The sequence below is a fragment of the Streptomyces sp. x-80 genome (assembly GCF_046549095.1).
GTDB lineage: Bacteria > Actinomycetota > Actinomycetes > Streptomycetales > Streptomycetaceae > Streptomyces > Streptomyces celluloflavus.
The window spans coordinates 61671-78554 of the sequence record NZ_JAJPWM010000029.1 but is presented as its reverse complement, the minus strand read 5'-3'; the positions used below and the strand labels follow the sequence as shown (position 1 = coordinate 78554).

Below are 16884 nucleotides of genomic sequence, written 5' to 3'. Positions count from 1 at the left end.
CAACCCCCATGGCCATCCTGAGTAACGAGCTCACCGGCATCGCAGATCGATCGGCTGGCCGGGACGCCCCGCCCAATTTTCTCTGACCCGAGGTGATCAGCGCAGCGACTCTGGCGTTCCTGAGTAGCTAACAAAGCCCTATTAGGACCGGCAGCAGCGGATCGCAAGCCACCAAAGTCAGCAAATGTCGGCGAAGGTCCGTTTCGACCCGCCACAGGTTCGCGGCCTGGCGGATCAAGGCGGTGCAGTGCACTCGCCGCGGGCCGGGGACCAATCACCCCACCAGTGGTGTAAGCGCTCATACAGGTCGGCATCGGTGTTGATGCCGAAGAACTTCCCGACGCATTCGATCATCAAGACCTCGCTGCCGGCCAGGACAGGGCAGGGCCGCGACGGCTCAGCCGCCGGTCCTGCAGCCTGTCGTCGATGAGGCAGAACACCTCAACGACAAAGGTCGTAGCATCCATGACAGAAGCCTCGCGGGGACAGTGACGACCCATCACCGGCAGCGTACGAGGGGCCCGCGCATCGTCTTCCCAACTCGCACACCGGGTCAACTAAGGGAGGAACGTCCCATGACGGAACTCTTATTCCAGCCACCCAGACGGATGCGGACAACAGGATCCCAAGAGCCGGCTGACAGCCCCTTCTCACCAGCCGAGATCTGGGAGGCTATGGAGATCTCTCCTTCGAAGATCAGCCGGAAGCGCTCGCCGTAAGCACCGGATTCGAAGTCGGCGCGCATTGCCACGGGAAGTCGACTGCGCCTGAGTTTTACCGGCAAGCTGGACTCGGCGGCACTGGCTCTTTCTCGCAGTACTGCCTCAAGGGCGCTCTTGTGTGTCTGGATTTCCATGTTCGCACCGACTCGGCCGACAATACCCCGCGCCTCCGGTGACAAAGGGGGCTCCAGCACGTCGACACCGCCGATGTGGAAGAAGGCCATAGGCTGAGGGCCGACCATGAGTTCAGCACGGACCGACAGTTCCACTGATCCGCCGTGCCATCGGACACGATCGATCTCGCTCACCACGTGGATGCTGCTCTCCCACTGAGCGAAGGCCACGAGGTCTGCGGAAAGTTCTCCCAGGATCAGAGCAGTGATGACTTGCTGCGCAGGTTGGAGGCCGGCCAGCACGCCCTGGCCGAATCGATTGATGATGAGTTCACGCATGGCTTTTAGGAGGGCATCTCGATTCTCCGGATCCTGTTTTAGGAGCTGCTGCCCACGCATACGTTCAGTCATTTCTACGCGGAGCCAGCGTCGGTATATCTTGTCCCGTAGAGCACCCGGCTGAGTGTGACTTTCGACCACATCGAGCGCTTCCCGCAGCCCCTTGAAGTAATCTTCCAGGACTGGAGACCCCCACTGACTTCCCGACGTTTGGTAGAAGCACACGTAGCTGCTCAGTACAGATGTGTGATGAGCCAATAGGTAGGCGCGCGCGACGAAGGCGTGATCCACCAACCCAATACGGTTCTCCGTGAATCGTATTTGGTGCTCCATAAGAAACTGGCGCCGGAACAATTTGTGACACCCGAGACTGTCAATCAGAGGAGCGTTTTCCAGTGTTGCAAAAGGACGGTCTTTGGAAAAGAGTACTCGTGGTACTGCCCGGCCCTTGCTCGCTATTTTCCCCGCGACGATATCGGAGCCATGCTGCGTGCCGTACTCATAGAGTCGTTCCAGTGCCTCAGCTCCAAGCCAATCCCCGGCCTCAAGGAACGTTATGTAATCTCCTCTTGCCAGGGACGCGGCAAAGTTCCGAGGGTGCCCGGGGCCTTCGTGGTTGGCCTGTTTGAGCAGATGAAAATTGGCTTGCTCCGCAGCAAGTTGATCCAGGCGTTCACTGGTTCCGTCGGTGGATCCACAATCAACCAGAATAACCTCGAAATGTGCGTGTGGAAGTGTCTGCTTCAGCAGAGAGCCAATAGACTTTTCTAGCTTTGCTCCCGGGTCTCGCGACAGCAGGACGACGGAAACCTTTATGGGCATCGGGGAATCTCCGTAATGCGGGCGGTTGAATTGATTCTTTTCGTGCTGTTTTCCAGTGTCGCCTCTATTGTGTGAAGAATGTCACCTCCGTGCTGTCTGTGTAGGGGCTGTTAGGGGGCATACTTGTTGCCGCTAGGGTGTACTTTGCCGAATCGAAATCAGGGCCCTTGATCTGCAACTGCGCTTGGTTGATTCCCCGTCGCGTCGGTGCGGTCCCTTTGAACTTGACCTGCTCTTCCGCGGTTATGCCAGGGCGAGGGAGGCTGGCGTGGGAAATCCCGACCGACGGATCTTCGCCCGGCTTCAGGTGAGTAAAGGGTTCTTTTGTCTCTTCCGGACCCAGTTCGTTCCACCACTGCAGACTCTGCCCATACAGATCGATCAGTAGTGTGAAAGTCTCCTGGGCGATGTTCTCCATCGCAGCGGGATACTGCTCCAGGCTTCGTCTGTTGTTGTGGTGCCCGTCGAGGTGACGAGCTTCTGATGGTGTGAAAAGAACTGGGTGCACCTGATGTTCACGGAGTTCGCTGGTGTAGGCCCGGAGGTACTCCTGATGGTCACCGAACGGTTCAGTATGCAAACCAGGGGTGAGCCGAGTCTCGGTGCGGCCCAAAGAGATCAGCGTGTAGTCGCCCGCCTTGGCATTGTCGAGGATCCACTGCAGCTGCCCCCGCTCGTAGAAGATTTTCAAACTAGCCCGAGCACGGGCGTAGTCGACGAGCTCTACCGCGTCCGTGAGGAAAAGCGGCAGCATTTGTCTCCACCCTGCCATGGGGAGGTAGTTGACCGAGTGTGTCACGGCGAGTGAGCCGCCGACGGTGAACAGGGCAGGGCGGGTTCGGTCGGATGGCTGCATGGGGTCTCTCGTCTGGGTGCTGTGGTCTTCGCGTCCTCCAACGTGCGGGATGAACGTACGTGGCGTGAGCTGTCAAAGGCCGACATCGGGGGATGAAGGTGTACTTTCACGTCTCCTTTCGCTAGCGGAGGGCGCGAACCGCGGGTGTGACGGCCGACGGAAGGCCTACGTGCAGGGCGGGCCCATGGCAGGCAGCCCGTACCCACCAGGGTGGACGCTGGAGCAGCGGGCCCAGCGCCACGTCGTGATCCAGGTATGCCCTGCCCAGGCGGGCCCTCGCTCTCGGGGACCGCGCCGACCTGGGCAGTGTCTGTGGTCCGGCCTCGGCTACCAGGGGAGGAACCCGCTGAGAAGTATGGGGGGTAGCCTCACGCTTGTACGGAGAGGGTTTGATCACAAACGCGAGAAGTGCTTCTGACCTGCAACGATAGGACTTTTCGAGGGTCCAGATCGCGCCGTGGAAAGAAGCGCTTCTCAGGTGAAGAAGCGTATCGGGTCGTACCTGCATGTCCGCGTTGAGGGTGACGGTCGTGGAGTGGTCTCGCAGGCCGGGGCCGTGCTGCTGGTGGAGACGGTCCGCAAGACCGGCCTGGATACTGCGATATCGGCGGCTCTGACACCGTGGCGCAAAAATGTTTCTCCACAATCCGCATGCCTCATGAGACATGACACCCTGCAGCACAGCGGGCGAGGGATGGCGACGCTCCACGAGCTCGCTCAAGGGCCTCCTTGCTGCCCTGAGACATCACCATCCCACACGTGGAGTGATGCAGATCACCTTCTCGCTTGCGTTGGCCAGCACTGATGACGGCGTGAGGCCATCTGGCGCGTCTCCGGGCCGGTCTATACGTTCCAGGCTCATGAGTTGGACTACTGCGCTTGCTGTGTTCGGTGCGAGTACCGGTGCCTTGGGGTTGGCCTGGCAAGTCTGGAGTCACTGGCTTACGGGCGGGCGTGTTCAGATAACCGCCGTACGCGGACGCCGCGATGACGAGCACTGGGTGATATCGACGTCGGTGGTCAACATCGGCCGCCAAGACGTGAACGTGGTCGGGTACACCGTCTGGCTGGACGTCGACGGGATGCGGTGGAAGCGCCCTCCGGTGGAAGGCCCGGATGTTGTTCAAGGTCGGCCTCTCCCGCGTACGCGGCACGCTGATCACCCTGCCGCCGTCGTTCAACGTCTCCGGCAACGGGTGGCTGCGAGACGCAAACCGCAGCCTCCAGTTCCCCGTGGTGGTGAAGGCCGGAGCCAACCTCGTGCTGCCGAGCATCGTGCTCGGGTGGGAGTCCGACGCCCGGTGCCGGCCGAAGGTCGCGATTCACCTGGGCTCGGGGAAACTTGTGCTGGCCGAGGCGCTTCCGGCGGACGTGTTCGAGCCGCTGGACGTCAGCTCACGGTTCCGGATCGAGGCGTACATGGAAGTCGATACCCGGTCGGATGAACTCGCCAGGAGCCCGGAGGGTACTGACGGAGGGCCGACCAGGGTGAGCACCAGTGTGAGAAGCCGCGGGAACAACCGGATCGACAGCGTGATCCGTATCGATGAACCTTCCGACCCCCTGTGAGACGTTGCGCGAACTCGGCCCGGACGGACAGGGATTCACCTGGTCAGTGTGGGGACCAGTGGTCGCAGTGCGCGGAACAAGGGAAGACTCCGAGGCTGCGGCAATCCTCGCACAGAGACTGGATCCGCATCCCGGCGCCGTCGCCACGGAAGCGGATGCGGCCGATGGCTTCGCAGGCTGCGCAGGTGTGCTCGGACGTGGTCTCGGCGGCGTCGTCAGGGCGGCGGACTGGTCGGCGGATTCGCCGTCCTCGAAGCGGTCGGCGACGGTGATCCGCAGGCCGCCGAACTGCGTGCCGAACTCCTCGATCCGGTAGACGGGGTCGAGGGCGGACAGGCCGCGACGGAGCTGGTCCAGAAAGTCAGCCCAGCCGGGGCCGACGGTGGGGATCCCGAACCTGACTATGCGTACATGGCCAGCCAGGTGGGTTGCGGCTCGGTGCTGCAGTAGGCCGGGGCGAAACGTCTGCTCCGGCCTACGCGGTGGTCAAGTGCCTGTTCAGTGCCGCAGCGGGGTCGGTGTGTACGCCGAGATCTGCTCTCGTAGATCGGGGATATCGATGCCCAGATGTTCGGCCGCTTCGGGAAGCCGGACTCCGGGGATCGCAGCCGCCAGGCGGAGTACGTCCTCGTGCTGTGAACACTCCAGCTGAGTGGCGTCACGGAGGTGTGCTCGCGCTTGTGCTGCGGCGTCATGGATGAGCGCCTGGAGCTGCTCCGCCTCTGGTGCAGGCGGAGGAGGAGTTGTTCGCACCGGAAGGCCCGGCGCGGGCCCGTCGGTCACCTCGGGCGTGTACGGGGGTAGCAGGGGCGGCTCGGCGCATTCGCGGTACCACGCCCATGCGTGGTGGGCAGGGATGTGGACCTTTCCGCCGGGCGTCGTGCGGGTGGTGGTGACGGGCTGGTCGGCGCCGGTCGCCGGGCGGTGTTCCGGGGGATCCGCGGGGAGTCCGCGGAGGGTGGCGAAGCCGGCGGGGCGTGCGGTCAGGCGTGCGGTGACGGCGTGGGTGAGGGCGGCGGCGTGGCGGCACGGTGAGGAACCGCAGTCGCAGCCGAAGGTAATCTCTTCCGGCGCGGGCTGGAAGGACACGCCGCCGGTGTGCTCCGGGTGAGCGAGGCAGTCGGGGAACTTGCCGGTGCGGACGGCTTGGTGGTGGCCGCAGTCGGGGGAGGCCGTTTGCCAGACCATGGTCTGAGCGTCGGTGAGGACCGGCATGGTGATCGTCGGATGCGCTGGTGCGGTGTGGTGCCGGTCGGTGGCGGTGGCGCTCACCCGGCCGGGTTCGAGGGCGATGTGGGTGAGGCCGCCCGCGGACAGGTCGTTGTGGCCGGCGAGCCAGAGGGCTTCGTCGTTGATGGTGGCCCGCAGGAGGGTCTCCCAGGCATAAGCCCATGCGTTCGGGGTCATCGCTGTGCTCCCAGCGCGATCAGGTCGATGATCTGGTCGTCGGTCAGTTCGGTGAGGGCGGAGTAGCCGTCGGCGAGCACGGCGTCGGCAAGAGCCCGCTTGTGGTTGAGGAGTTCGTCGACGCGGTCCTCCAGGGTGTTCTCCGTGATGAGCGGGTGCACGGTGACGGTGCGCTGCTGGCCCAGGCGATGGGCGCGGTCGATGGCCTGGTTCTCCTTGGCCGGGTTCCAGGGGCGGTCGAAGAGCACGACGTGGCTGGCCTGGGTGAGGGTGAGGCCGGTGCCGCCGGCTTTGACCGTCATCACCATGAGCTGGCCCGAGCGGGCCTGGAAGGTGTCGATGATGCGCTGGCGTTCGCGGACGGAGGGAATGTCGCCGCTGTAGTAGAGCGGGTCGTGTCCGTGGCCGCGCAGGTGCCGTACGAGGAGCTTGGCCATGGACCGGTACCGGGTGAAGATCAGCGTGGACTCGGCGGGTCCGGTCAAGGCGGGCAGCAGGTCGTCAAGGGCGCCGATTTTGCCGGACCGGGATGCCGCCTGCTCGGGGTCGTGGTCGTCGTCCAGGGGGTCTTTGAGGTACTGGGCGGGTGAGTTGCAGATCTGCTGCAGTTTGTTGAACAGCTCTAGCAACAGGCCTTTGCGGTGGGCTCCTTGGGCGTCGCGGATCGCCTGGAGGGTTTCGTCGGCTGCCTGTTGGTAGAGCTGGATCTGTTCGTCGCTGAGGCTGACGATGCGCGGCCGGATGTCCTTGGGCGGCAGATCGGGCAGGATGCCCGGGTCGCTCTTGTGGCGACGCAGCATGAACGCGCTCATGAGACCAGACAGCCGTGTGGTGCGCTCGGTGTCGGCGATGTTGTCCTCGATGGGGCGGGCGAACTGGTCGCGGAAGACGCGCTGCGTGCCGAACAGGCCGGGGTTGAGCCAGTCCATGAGGGCCCAGGCTTCGGTGAGGTTGTTCTCCACCGGGGTGCCGGTCAGTGCCACCCGGGCCGTGGCCTTGATGCGGCGCAGGGCGCGGGCGGTGGCGGTGCGGTGGTTCTTGACCATCTGGGCTTCGTCGGCAACGACCAGGTCGAAGTGCAGGAGGGCCAGCAGGTCGACATCGCGGCGGAGCGTCTCGTAGCTCGTGATGACGATCGTGCGGGAGGTCGCGTCTTCGAGGGTGCGGTCGGCTCCCAGGTAGCGCAGGGTCGGCACGGTCGGGGCGAAGCGGTGGACTTCCCGCTCCCAGTTGATGACGACGGAGGCCGGGCAGACGATCAGGGTCGGCCCGGTGGCACCGGTCGTGGTGGTTTCCCGGCGGTGCAGGTGCAGTGCCAGAGCGGTCAGGGTCTTGCCCAGGCCCATGTCGTCGGCGAGCAGCGCGCCGAAGCCCGCGTCGGTGGTGTTCGCCAGCCAGGCCAGGCCCAGCTGCTGGTAGTCGCGCAGCGTGGCCTGCAAGGCTCCCGGTGCGGCAACGGGGGTAGTGCGGGAGCCGGTGCGCAGGAAGTCCACGAGGTTGGCGAGAGCGGCTGCCGGCTCGCAGGGCATGTCCTGCCCGTCGATGTCGATGCGCCCGGTCAAGGACGCGCGGAGGGCCTGGTCCGAGGAGATGGGTCCGATGCGGCGGTCGGCGGCACGGCGGGCTGTGTCTTCGTCGACCATCACCCACTGGTCCCGGACCTTGGCCAGCGGCCGTGGCGCCTGGGCGATGTCGTCCATCTCCTGATCGGAAAGGTCGGCGTCGCCGAGCGACATCTGCCACCGGCCGTCCAGCACGTCGTCGAGAGAGAACCGCGGCCGGGGCACGGCCGCGGACTCGTCGGGTCGTCCTCCGACCACGGCTCGGGTGCGCAGCAGATCGGTCCACTGATGGTGCCAGTGCATGCTCAGGCCGGCCCGCTCCAGTTGATCGCGCATGCCACCCAGCAGCAGGACGGCCTCGCTGGCGAGCAGGGTGAACTTGTCGGGTACCGGGCATTCGAGGAGCCGCCGGGCGGGCTCCCACGTCTCGGTGATGCGCCGCAGCCGTCGGCGGATGTGCCCTACCAGTGCCTCGTCGCCGGCGACCTGCGTAACCGGGCGGAACAGCTGTTGCTTGCGGCTTTCCGCGGTGGGCTGGGCGACCAGGAGCTCGGCCCACAGCAGTTCGGTGTCGTTGGGGCTGCCCTTCTTGGGGGCCTGTACGGACAGCTTCAGGTCCAGCGGCGGTGCCTCGGCGCGTTGGTCCTCGGTGCGGTCGCCCCATTGGCGCAGTGCGGTACTGCTCTGCTGCCGCGGAATGGGTGCCGTGAACGGCCTGTTCCCCAGGACTGCTGAAACGCCGGGGCCGCGCAGCATCGCCTCCGCGACCGCGTCGAGTCCGGTGCGGATCGCGATGCGGGGCGCCCACAGGAGGTAGGGCCGGGTGTGGGTGGCGGCTCCGCAGTGTGCGGGAGGCGCCATGGCCTGGCGCAGTTGCCGTGCGCGCTGGCGCTCGTGTTCGTTGAGCGGGCCCAGGCGCCACACGTCGGCGCCGTTGCTGTCCAGTGTGGGGTACACCCGGCCGTCGGCCACCACGGCCAGCCCGAGTTGGATCATCTGATGCCACAGTCGGACGGACGGGGCGAGCTTGACGCCGTCAGAGGATCGGGCCAGGGCGTTGGCCAATAGCCGCACAGGCACCTGCAAGCATTCCACCGGGCGGGGGCCGACGGCGAGGCCCTGGCCGGGCAGGATGAGGTCGGCCGTGCAGCGTCTGATCGGCTTGTGGCAGACGGCCTCCACGGGGAGCCCGTCGGCCTGGAAGAGTAGGAAGCGGCCGGTGCCGTCCTGCAGATCGATGGTGATCTCAATGCCCTGCTGCAGCAGTGCGACGAGCGCGTCCTCGGCGGCTGCGGCCTCATCGCGGTCCGCGAGGGGTCCGGCAGGATTGCGGTGCGCGCCGACGGCTCCCGCACTGGCGGCCGCCGCGGCCGCCGGTTCCGGAGCGGCGGGAGCCTTCGGGTCGTGGCCTTGCCCCTCTGCGGGAGCGGCCAGCAATTCGATCATGACCTCAGCGGCTTGGCGTTGCGCTTCGCGCTTGTTGGGCCCATGGCCGACGGCCTCCAGCCACTCCGCGTGCACCTTGCAGGTGATCCGTGCGACGAATCCCGCGGCATCCGTCTCGGGGTCCTCGATGCGCAACTTGCTGATCTTGCCGGTCTGTTTGAACTCGTTCAGGAGCATCAGCGGGTTCTTGCCGCCGAGCTCCGGCACCGGGATACGGCCGAGGCGCAGACCCCGGCCTGCCTCCATGGCGCGCTGGACGGTATCCAGCAGTTGACGCGCGGCCGACAGTCGAGTGCTGGAGCGGCCCAGCCCCCGCTCGGTGACGGTGAGCAGCTCACCGCGGTGTTCGCAGGCGGCGACGGACACGAACAGCGGCTCCAGGCCCGTGATGCCAGGCGCGCCCTTGAAGACGAGCTCGCTGATCGCACCGGATTCGGCCAGGACCTTCAGCTGCTCCTGTGGATCACTGTCCTGCGCCCGGCCGCTGCTTGCTGCCGGGAGCGAGCGGGCGCCCTGGAGTGGCAGCGGCGCTTGCACCGGCAGTCCGGCGAGCTGGGCCAGGAGCCGGTGCGCGACTGCTCCGCGCGCCTGCCGCTTGTTGTTGCGCCATGGACCGAGCTCGCTGATCTCCTCTCCGTCGATCGTGCAGGTAGCGCGCATGCGAAAGAGCGGCGAACCGGGCTCGCTCTTGCGTACCTCTTCTGTATAGGTGGGCGTCGCCCTGTGGCGCAGTGACTGGTGCAGGGTCAGCACGGCGACAGCGACGCTGGGATCCCCCGCCGCGGCAAGGGCCGCCTCGCGAGCGGGCAGCCACCCTGCAGCACGGGCGGTGAACAGAACAGCGTGCAGGTCGCGCGGGATCAGTTCGCCTGCGTTGATCCGCAAGACGATCTCGGTCACTTCCGCCGGTGCGATCTGAGGGCGTTCCAGGGCCTGTTGCAGGCGGTTCGGGAAGGACTCATCCCGGGCCTGGGCTGGTGGCGAAGCCGATGAGAAGCGGCCGGCGGGTGCCCATCCGGCCAGGCTGCTGTCCTGCTCGACCGGCTCGGTCCCGCAGAGGTGACCGAGCAGGCTCACGGCCGCGCACTGATGGGCGGCCTTGCGGCTGGGGCGCGTCACCACGGCGCCGTGGGCGCTCGATCCGGACTCGCGCCAACCGGCCTGAGCGCTGAACAGCATCGGGTTCGCGCTGGGCACCTCGCGGATCACGAAGGCGGACGCGGCGCCGATGTCCTGGCAGTGCGTATGGAGCACCGAGGTGGCCAGCTCGGGGCGTGCCGAGACGATCGCCCAGGCGCCGGAGACGGCCGCTTGGGCGGAGGGGAGCGACGCGGCCCGCATCAACAGCAGACGCAGATCCTTGATGCCCAGGCGTCCGGACCCCCCGCGTGCGGCGGCCTCCGCGGCGAGCTCGGGAGGCAAGTGGCGGTTTGCCCACGCTGCCTCCAGCAGTCGAGAGAAAACATTCGGATCCACCGACTCCAGAGCAACACGGGAACCGGACGCGGGACGTGGCACACGGACAGTGGAATCCGGCGGTACAGAGGCCATCGCAACCTTCACGGAGAAATGCGTGGAAATGGGGTGATAGGTAGCAAATCAGCATCTTCGTGCCCGGATTTCCGTGATCAAGACCTGCAGAAGTCAGCGACGGGATGCCGTTGACCTGGGATTTTGCGTGTGCCGGTCCGCCAGGAGAGCCCGAGCGTGGGCACGGTGACCGACTCGTTCGGGGGACGGGAGGCCGGGGCGGTGCGGTTCACCTGTCAGGGGGACGGGCGCGCGTCGCGTCCCCACCCGCGCCCTTGTTCCGGCAGAAGGCCAGCGCGTGCGGGAGGGGCAAGGGCGTCCCGGGGGCCGGTCACAGGCTCAGCCACCGGATCGTGTCGGACAGTGCCTCATGCTTCTTCAAGTTCTCGCTGGTGCTGACGCGCCTTTTGTGGAACGCGACAGCCCGGCCGCTCTTGCTGGTGCAGCTCTCGCCTGCGGTGGCGCCGCACTGACTGCAGCCCAGGGTCAACGGCAGCTGTTCGAGCTGGCTCCTGAAGGCCGCGAGTCTCGCGTACTGGTGGTCCCGGCACGCGAACACTCCCTGCGGGGTCGTACAGGTGCCACCGTCGTCCACCGGGTGACCGCACCGTTCGATGTCGCGCGGATCGTGATGGGGACACTGGTCACTTCCCGTCCGGCGGTCGAACGGGCAGCGCAGCCCGCCGGAGTAGTGCACCCAGCGGGAGTCCTCAAGTTCCTCGTCCAACGTCACGGTGCATCGGTCCGGGAAGGGATCGGCGGCATCGGCGGGCAGCGGCCACTGGTGCTCGACGCAGCGTTCCCTCGGCGCGTCGACAAACGCCCCGCACGGGCCCCAGGCCGGGTAGTTGGAGTACCGCCCCGGGCGTGACGACGCCCAGTTGCACACCGGCCGTAGAACGGCGGCGAGCTTGTCCCGCAGTTGACGAGCCTCGGGGATGGGCACGTGTTGCAGGAGCCGGACGGCTTCCTCCACCTCTTGGGCGGAGATCTCGACCCGTCGGGCGGCTCCGTTACGTCTGCGTGCGATCACGCTTGCCGGCTTGGGCGGAGTGGGGGTGGTCCTCGCCATGGAGGCGATTTGTACCGCAGTGCGGCGATGCCGATGCGAGGTACACGCCGACACCGCCCGCACTGCCAAGAATCAGCGCCGAAGCGCTGCACGCGCAGCGTAGCCATAATTCGACTGAAAGTAGCGCAAGGCGGGCGCACTGAGGTGGCGGACGGGGTGCCGTAGCATGTCCGGCTCTGTCGACGCCGCGTCGTGAAAGGCCTTGTGTTGATCCCGGAATACTGCCCGTTCCACCAGGTCGAGGACGCCTGCGGGCCCATGGCCCGGCTGCTGGAACAGGCCGGCCTGCTCGCCCTGACGCCGAACGCTCCGGCCCACCCCAGCCAGGAGGCGCCCGACGCCGACGACTCCGCCTTCGGCATCCCGATGGCGGAGGCCTCGCTTCGGCGGATCGTCGTGCGGATCAACACCTGGGGTCGGAGCGCCCTCGACCCCACCATCCCGCGTCTGGACGTGGCTCCGGGCGACGTGCGCTCAATCCGCTACGCACTGCAGGCCCTGTACGAGACGGTCCAGGAGAAGGCCGGGGTCGACCAGCAGTGGTGGCGGGTGAAGGACCGGCTGGCTCAGGCGCGCGCCTACCTCACCCGCGATGCACTGGCCGATGCCGACGACGACCGGCTGTCCGCCTACCTGGCCGCCCTGCACGTCGACCGCGCCTATGCCGTCTGGCAGACGGAGATCAAGACACACCTCGGATCCTGACCCCGGCCGGTGCTTCTGCCGGTCGCCTGCGCATAGCCTCCGCACCGGCCCGGGGTGCCAGGGGCGACGGCCCGCCAGATGGCGCACGAAGCGTGACCCAGGTCCGTAGCACGCGTTGAACGCGCCGTGCCGAAGACTGCATCCAGCCCCAGCAAGGTCAGCACTTCCCCCGCCAGCGAGCCGTCAGCGCCGCCATTCCTCTTGACCTCCACGCAAGGGGAAGCAGCACGCACGTTGTTGAGCTACGTGGCCTCGTTGCCCCTGCCCGGCCCCGACGCTCAGTTGATCGCTGCGGTGGTGGCCATCCGGGCCGCGAGGGGCGGTTCCGCCAACCTCACCGGGCAGGATCTGTCCGCCCTGAGGCTGGGTGATCAGCAGGCAGCGGTTGACGCCCTGCGGGCCCTGGGCTGGCAGATGGACGACGCACTCTTCGGCGGTGATCCGTCAACGCCGGTCCGCATCGCCATTCCCGCTCTGGCTGTGGAGGACGACCACCCTCTTCCCTTCGGGAAACAGACACGCTCACGGGTGTCCGGATGGACCACGCGAGCCTTGTCAGCCAAGCTGGTCAAGAAGCTGCCTCCCGCCGCGCGGCTGGCCAGCCTGTTCCTCGCTGCCCACAGCACCTCCAAGCTCCTCGGACGGATCCCGCCGGACCTTCCCGCAGCCTGTCGAGCCTGCCTGCCCGAACTCCTGCAGAAGGGCTTCCTGACCGGGTTGTCCGAGGACCGCTTCCTTCTCGACCCCGTGGTTCAGCACCTCTCGGGACAACGCCGCCCCACCGCGGAGGAACGGTCCACAAAGACCACAACGCCCGGGCCCCAGTTCGATGCTGCTGCGTGGGAGCGGTGGAAGAACACGGCCACCCCTGCCCTGCGACGCCATGTCGAGGCCGTCGAGCACTGCGCAGTGTGTGCCCTCCCGGTGGAGCGAGTCGCGGAGGCCTTCACCGGCGTCGCCTGCTCCCAGTTCTTCTCTCAGGCCGTCAAGACTGCCTACGGCGAGTGGAAAGACGCCCACCCTGATCGCGGTCCGCGATCCGCCGAGTTCACTGTGACCTTTCGGGCCGAGCACGGGCACGGCCCCTCGTATGCCCAGTTGAGCGCGGGCCTGGGCTGGGGCCTGAAAGGGCCGCTGCGTGGCTTCGTCGTGAAGCGTCTGCTGGCGAATGAGTGGCTGACGGACACTGGCACGGTGCCGTGGACCCTACGCCCGGGCCAGGCAGCTCAGGCCCAGGGAATCGTGCTGCCCAAAGCGCGAAGCGCGGCCGTCGCCGCACATGCCGGAGCGTAGAACGGCATTCCATCTGTCGCTCGCGATTCCGCGTGGGTGATCCGTCGGCGTTCCTGCCGGCACCGTGGCCGGTGTGTCTGCCGGTGTCTGCGGCGTCGACGCCGGGCGTCTTGGGATTGGTAGTTGTCCTGGCTCAAGTCTGGGCATCGCGAAGGAGATTGGTTATGGGACGTCGGAAGATCGGGAAGCCGCGCAGGGAACGGCGTGCGGCGGCGAACTACTCGCTCGACCAGCTGGAGCCGCCTGGCCCGCTGTATGAGGAGTGGTTTCAGGTGGACACCGGGATGGACACCTCGTTCGCAGCCACCGATCCTCGGGTCGGTGCCGATGCCCTCGACCTCATGGAACGGCTTGCTCGGCTGGCGAAGCCGTATGCCGGTCGGGTGCCTAAGGCCGCGGTGCTGCTGGATATGGCGCTCGACTCCGGGTTCCTGCCGCTGCGTCAGGGTGACGGCGGAATCATGGTGCCGCTGGATGAGGCGGCCTCGATGTTCGCAGCGGGGTCAGTGAATCCGGATGAGGTGCGCGAGAGCGTTCACGAGCTGCATGCGGTGGGGGCCCTGCTCATGGAGTCGGTCGAGGAGACGGTGATCGGCCGGCTGGTCGCCCGTAGGCCCGAACACCCCGGTGAGCCATGGGTGTTCGTGGACGATGAGCCCGAGGACGTCGGGCCGAAGACGTGCATGCCGAACGGTGCCGTGGCGGAACTGACGTCGGAAGAGTTCGCCGCGTTCGGCTATCTCCGTTCGTGTGACGCCGCCGGCGATGAGGCAACCGCCGAGTACTTCTGCGAGCGGATGGGCTGGGACGGAGACGTGGAGCGGGCGAGGGAGCTGTTCGCCGCCGTCGCCGCGTCCGGTTGGCTGGAGGTGAAGGGCTGCCCGGCCTGCCCGTCTGGACATCTGTGCACTCGGGGCGCGAGCGAGGAGTCACCCGATCCGGTTCACCGGTGAAGCCGGTCGCGCACGAAGCTGCCCCATCCCGCTGGTCACACCCTCACCAGGGTGACCGGTGGGGCCGGCAGGGACATCGGTCAGGGCGGCGGCCTGGTCGGCGTACTCGCCGTCGAACTCGTCGGCCTCGAAGCGGTCGGCGACGGTGATCCGTAGGCATCCGAGCTGTGTGCCGAACGCCTCGATCCGGTAGGCGGGATCGAGGGCGGACAGATCGCGATGGAGTTGGTCCAGAAGGTCGGTCCAGCCGGGGCCGACGGTGGGGATCCAGGCCGGGATCTGTCGCTCGGCGGCGTGTGCTTCGGTCGTCATGCAGGCCATGGTCGCGCAGGGCACTCACAACCGGCCCTGGGCTGCGGAAAGACAAGTCCCCGCCGCGTAGGCGCGACGGGGACAGGCGTCAGGTGCGGTGTGCGTTCACCAGCTGATGGTCAGGCGGGTGTTCGGCCGGGCGACGCGGGCTCCGGGAGCGAGCTGGTCGTCGGCCGTGGCGGCGGGATGGGCGGTGATGGTCGGCTGCGTGGGCCGCTGCTGATTCCAGCGGTTCAGCAGTTCGTGGACGTGGTCGGCGAGGAGGCTGTCCGGGCTGTGCGTGACGATGCCCAGTTCGTCGGCGTCATCACTGACGGGGCGGGCGGTGAGGTAGGCGAGGGTGCCGCCGTCGTACAGGCTGGCGCCGGACCACCGCACGGCAGGGTCGGCGAGCCCGAGATTGCGGGCGGCAGTGTCGATGGACAGCTTGCCGAAGCTGAGACCGCTGTCGATGGTGGCGAGCCAGAGGTCGAGGTGGGCGGCGGGTTCGTCGTGGCGGACCTGGATGCCGGTCCACGTCAGGTCGGCGGGGTAGGACAAGACCTTCGCGAGGGCCTCCTCGTCGGGCCGGTCTTCGACGTCGATCTTGAGGATGGCGCCGTCGGCGAGTCGGACGTGGCGTTCGCCCATCTCTTCGGCGCCCCGCATCGGGACGAAGCCGCAGACGGCGGCGTTGTTGCTGACCATGCGGCCGTCGTCGGTGCGGGTGAAGGCGATCGAGCGGGTCAGGTCGCTGCCGTGCAGGCGGAGCGGTACGACGAGCCGACCGCCGACGGCGAGCTGGTCCCACCAGGCGGTGGCGATGTCCCAGGCCCCGGCGGTGACGATGATCCGGTCGAAGGGCGCCGAGTCGGGATCACCCAGGGCGCCGTCCCGGCAGAGCACCGTGACCTGCTTGTACCCGGTCTCCGTCAGATGGGCGCGGGCGCCGTCGGCGAGGTCGTCGTCGAGCTCGATGGTGACCACGCTGCCCGTCGGCCCGACGAGCTCGGCCAGCAGGGCGGCGTTGATGCCGGTGGCCGAGCCGATCTCCAACACCCGTATGCCCGGCGTGACGTCGAGCTGTTCGAGCATGATGGCGACGATGCTGGGGCTGGAGGCGGAGGAGATGGCGGTGCCGTTGTCCGCGCGCTTGGTGACCACCTGCTTGGACGCATAGGCGGTGGCGAGGTCGACACCAGGCAGGAAGAGGTGCCGGGGCACAGTCAGGAAGGCGTCCCTGACGGCCGGGGTGTGGAAGATGCCGAGGCTGTCGATCTTGGCGGCGAGGGCGTCGCGCAGTTCCTGCGGGTCGAGGGCCGGGGCGTCGGTGGAGTGCATGGTCACTGGCCTGACTGTAGTGGGGTGGGCGGGGTCGGCTGGGATGGTTCGCGTGGCCTTGCCGGGTACGAGTTCCCGGTGGAAGATCGCGCGGCTGGCGGCGGTGGCCAGGACCTTCTGGTGGGCGGCGGAGATGCCGAGCCTGTTGAAAGCGAACAGCAGATGGTCGGTGAGTACGGCCCGCAGGCCTCGGGTGAGCTGTCCGTGGTGGGCGAGGTCGGCGAGGGCGCGTCCGGCGTTCTCGAAGGCGGTCGGCCAGTCGGGTATCCGGGTGAGGGGGCTGTCGTCGGTGTCGCTGTGGGCGGTGATGAGCATCTGCACCGCGACGAGCGTCGCCGGGGACGGTTGGACCTCGCCGTCGCTGCGGTGCTCGGTGAGCTGGGCCCACACGTCGCCTTGTTCGTAGAGGTCCTGTCCGGCGGCGAGCATCATGCGGGTGGCGAGCCGGACACCGACCTCACGACGGTGATCGGCGCCCTGGTGGGCGAGGTGGGCCAGGATGTGGCGGCTGTCGGCGTGGAACAGGTCGTGGGCGATATCCATGGCCTGCACTCCGCCGAAGCGGCGGGTCTCGGACTCGTAGATGACGCCTTCGGCGTGCCGGATCGCGGCCCGTTCGGTGAGCGTGCTGGTCAGCTGTCCGAGGAAGGCGGTCGCGTCGCGGTCTTGGGCGGGCAGGACGCGCAGGCGCCAGGATTCGCGCTTTCGGATGAACCACCACGAGGCGATGTCTCCCGATTCCTCGGCTGCAGCCAGCTGCGGCCCCAGGTGCTGGATGGCCATCTGCTCGGCGGCCTGCCAGGTGTCGCACCACAGGTTCACCTGCGACCAAGGGGCGTCCACTTCGCTCATCGTCGTCGATC

11 protein-coding genes and 1 pseudogene are annotated in these 16884 nt (G+C 67.2%); 5 read left to right on the top strand and 7 right to left on the bottom strand.

Annotation, left to right across the window (positions count from 1 at the left end; all coding sequences use genetic code 11):
- Nucleotides 1-553 precede the first annotated feature (553 nt).
- Nucleotides 554-1996, bottom strand: a complete 1443-nt coding sequence (locus ACLJWH_RS37720; RefSeq protein WP_411146315.1) for a glycosyltransferase family 2 protein — start codon at nucleotides 1994-1996, stop codon at nucleotides 554-556.
- Nucleotides 1997-2060: 64 nt separating this feature from the next.
- Entirely contained in the window at nucleotides 2061-2750 is a 690-nt protein-coding gene (locus tag ACLJWH_RS37715; protein WP_411146314.1) for a hypothetical protein, read from the bottom strand.
- 580 nt (nucleotides 2751-3330) lie between these two features.
- On the opposite strand from ACLJWH_RS37715, the pseudogene ACLJWH_RS37710 reads away from it, so the two are divergent.
- Nucleotides 3331-3483 (top strand): annotated as a pseudogene (locus tag ACLJWH_RS37710) (IS1380 family transposase); the annotation flags it as partial.
- Nucleotides 3484-3971: 488 nt separating this feature from the next.
- Complete coding sequence (locus tag ACLJWH_RS37705; protein ID WP_411146313.1) at nucleotides 3972-4421, top strand: hypothetical protein; 450 nt, start codon at nucleotides 3972-3974, stop codon at nucleotides 4419-4421.
- A gap of 498 nt (nucleotides 4422-4919) precedes the next feature.
- Here ACLJWH_RS37705 and ACLJWH_RS37700 read toward each other — a convergent pair whose 3' ends face one another.
- From ACLJWH_RS37700 to ACLJWH_RS37690, 3 genes are all read right to left on the bottom strand, one after another.
- A complete protein-coding gene (locus tag ACLJWH_RS37700) occupies nucleotides 4920-5828 on the bottom strand; it encodes a hypothetical protein (RefSeq protein ID WP_411146312.1) in 909 nt (302 codons plus the stop codon).
- Nucleotides 5825-10258 (bottom strand): SNF2-related protein, encoded by a 4434-nt coding sequence (locus ACLJWH_RS37695; protein WP_411146311.1) that lies wholly within the window; start codon nucleotides 10256-10258, stop codon nucleotides 5825-5827. Before ACLJWH_RS37695 ends, ACLJWH_RS37700 begins: the two co-directional genes overlap by 4 nt.
- A gap of 439 nt (nucleotides 10259-10697) precedes the next feature.
- The gene (locus ACLJWH_RS37690) at nucleotides 10698-11399 is read right to left on the bottom strand and encodes a hypothetical protein (protein ID WP_411146310.1); all 702 of its coding nucleotides are present in this window, start codon (nucleotides 11397-11399) and stop codon (nucleotides 10698-10700) included.
- A gap of 243 nt (nucleotides 11400-11642) precedes the next feature.
- On the opposite strand from ACLJWH_RS37690, the gene ACLJWH_RS37685 reads away from it, so the two are divergent.
- The 3 genes from ACLJWH_RS37685 to ACLJWH_RS37675 all read left to right on the top strand — a co-directional run bounded on the left by ACLJWH_RS37685 (nucleotide 11643) and on the right by ACLJWH_RS37675 (nucleotide 14389).
- On the top strand, nucleotides 11643-12143 hold the full coding sequence (locus ACLJWH_RS37685; RefSeq protein WP_411146309.1) for a hypothetical protein: 501 nt from the start codon (nucleotides 11643-11645) through the stop codon (nucleotides 12141-12143).
- A gap of 234 nt (nucleotides 12144-12377) precedes the next feature.
- A complete protein-coding gene (locus ACLJWH_RS37680) occupies nucleotides 12378-13436 on the top strand; it encodes a hypothetical protein (protein ID WP_411146308.1) in 1059 nt (352 codons plus the stop codon).
- A 164-nt stretch (nucleotides 13437-13600) separates the two neighbouring features.
- Nucleotides 13601-14389 (top strand): hypothetical protein, encoded by a 789-nt coding sequence (locus ACLJWH_RS37675; protein WP_411146307.1) that lies wholly within the window; start codon nucleotides 13601-13603, stop codon nucleotides 14387-14389.
- On the opposite strand, the gene ACLJWH_RS37670 is transcribed toward ACLJWH_RS37675, so the two are convergent.
- Complete coding sequence (locus ACLJWH_RS37670) at nucleotides 14366-14701, bottom strand: hypothetical protein (RefSeq protein WP_411146306.1); 336 nt, start codon at nucleotides 14699-14701, stop codon at nucleotides 14366-14368. The genes ACLJWH_RS37675 and ACLJWH_RS37670 overlap by 24 nt on opposite strands.
- Nucleotides 14702-14806: 105 nt before the next feature.
- A complete protein-coding gene (fxlM, locus tag ACLJWH_RS37665) occupies nucleotides 14807-16873 on the bottom strand; it encodes a methyltransferase, FxLD system (RefSeq protein ID WP_411146305.1) in 2067 nt (688 codons plus the stop codon).
- Nucleotides 16874-16884: the final 11 nt, after the last annotated feature.

Excerpts from the sequence above, each read along its gene's own strand:
- ACLJWH_RS37715 (WP_411146314.1), bottom strand. The coding sequence starts at position 2,750 with ATGCTGCCGCTTTTCCTCACGGACGCGGTAGAGCTCGTCGACTACGCC.
- ACLJWH_RS37675 (WP_411146307.1), top strand. The coding sequence starts at position 13,601 with ATGGGACGTCGGAAGATCGGGAAGCCGCGCAGGGAACGGCGTGCGGCG.
- fxlM (WP_411146305.1), bottom strand. The coding sequence starts at position 16,873 with ATGAGCGAAGTGGACGCCCCTTGGTCGCAGGTGAACCTGTGGTGCGAC.
- ACLJWH_RS37700 (WP_411146312.1), bottom strand. The coding sequence starts at position 5,828 with ATGACCCCGAACGCATGGGCTTATGCCTGGGAGACCCTCCTGCGGGCC.
- ACLJWH_RS37720 (WP_411146315.1), bottom strand. The coding sequence starts at position 1,996 with ATGCCCATAAAGGTTTCCGTCGTCCTGCTGTCGCGAGACCCGGGAGCA.
- ACLJWH_RS37670 (WP_411146306.1), bottom strand. The coding sequence starts at position 14,701 with ATGACGACCGAAGCACACGCCGCCGAGCGACAGATCCCGGCCTGGATC.